Annotated in this window: 1 protein-coding gene and 1 pseudogene; both read left to right on the top strand. The window is 55.5% G+C overall.

The genetic code is table 11. The annotated features are described in order from the left end of the window. Positions 1–217: 217 nt before the first annotated feature. A pseudogene (locus BLP80_RS16775) lies at positions 218–601 on the top strand (transposase); the annotation flags it as partial. A 259-nt stretch (positions 602–860) separates the two neighbouring features. Further along, the gene (locus tag BLP80_RS16770; protein ID WP_371128838.1) at positions 861–1,337 is read left to right on the top strand and encodes a transposase; all 477 of its coding nucleotides are present in this window, start codon (positions 861–863) and stop codon (positions 1,335–1,337) included. The last annotated feature ends 3 nt before the right edge of the window (positions 1,338–1,340 follow it).

The raw sequence follows: 1,340 nt of genomic DNA, 5'->3' as shown, positions 1-1,340 counted from the left end.
TTGCCTGTCAAGCTGGATTACCCATCTACTTACCGCTGTACCCATGCGTTCTCGCGCTACTTTCGTCGAACTGCTGTGTGGCTGTCTGATTTCTCCCGAAGGCTGGGTGACACGCGCGATCAGCGCCCTTGTCCGAGGCCGTCACTGGACGACCTATTAGAAACTCCTGGAACGCGGCAGCGTCCGGACACTACGGCTGGCGCGCGCCTTGTTCGAGGTGGTCAACAATGCATTGCCAACGGAGGCGCTCAATCTGGTCATCGACGATACGCTGATTCCACGCCAATCCGAGAAGGCGCCGGGCAGCACCATTCGGCACGATCATGCAAAGAAGAGCAACAGGCCGCAGTTTCTGCTGGCGCAATGCTGGGTTACATTGGGCGTCAGCGTGCTGGGCCGCGCGGGCAGGAGGTATGTGTTGCCGATTGTGTTCCGTTCAGTTCCCACCACCAGCAATCGCAACAAGTTGACTATTGCGCTGGCGTTAGTGCGCAGTCTGGCTCCGGTGATGATGAACAAGTCCGTCCGGTTGCTGTTCGATGCCTGGTTCATGCGGGCGAGGCTGGTATTGCCGCTACTGTCGCGAAAGATGCGGATTATCGGTCAGGCGCGGCGCGATGCTGCATTATCCAAGCCTCGACGTGGACGACCCAAAACCTACGGGATCAAAATGACACCTGATGCGATCCGGAATTTACCGCTAACCGAAATCAAGCTGACACTCTATGGCAAGGAGCAGTTGGTTCGCCTGCGCACCGTGGTTGCAATGGCGCGTTTTCTGAAAGGAGCGCTGGTGCGCGCGGTATGGTGCGAATTCTACGACACGAACAAACAGCATTGGTCAAAAATACGCTTGGCTATTGGCAACCGAAACGGAGTTGAGTGCCGAAGAAATACTGCATCTGTACGCACGTCGCTGGGGCATCGAACCCTTGTTTCACAACTTGAAGTGCTGGTGGGGTGTGAACAATCTGTGGCAGCAGAAACGCACTGTGCTGGAGTTATGGATGCAGATTCGATCAACAGCGTGGACGCTGGTTCAGCTATTGAGCCTGGTTGCGGAAGAAGCTTTTCCTGTCGAGATCGTAGCGCCATGGCGCAACAAACAACCACTGACCGGCGGTCTGGTGGCGCAGTGGCTGCGCATGGAATTTTACTGGACTTGCTTTCAGGGACGGCTTCAGCCAGAAGTCCTCGATATTCACACAACGTGGCGACCCAAGACTGCGAGTGTAGCATCGCTGCCACCAGCAAATAATATCAATCTCACTCGTTTCATTCCCAGCTTGTATCACCGCTCAGGCGACGCAAGGGTGGTGGGTGAATGTCTAAAGTAGAGT

The organism is Nitrosomonas sp. Nm132 (assembly GCF_900100485.1).
Taxonomy (GTDB): domain Bacteria; phylum Pseudomonadota; class Gammaproteobacteria; order Burkholderiales; family Nitrosomonadaceae; genus Nitrosomonas.
This window is presented reverse-complemented; position numbering and strand designations above follow the sequence as displayed.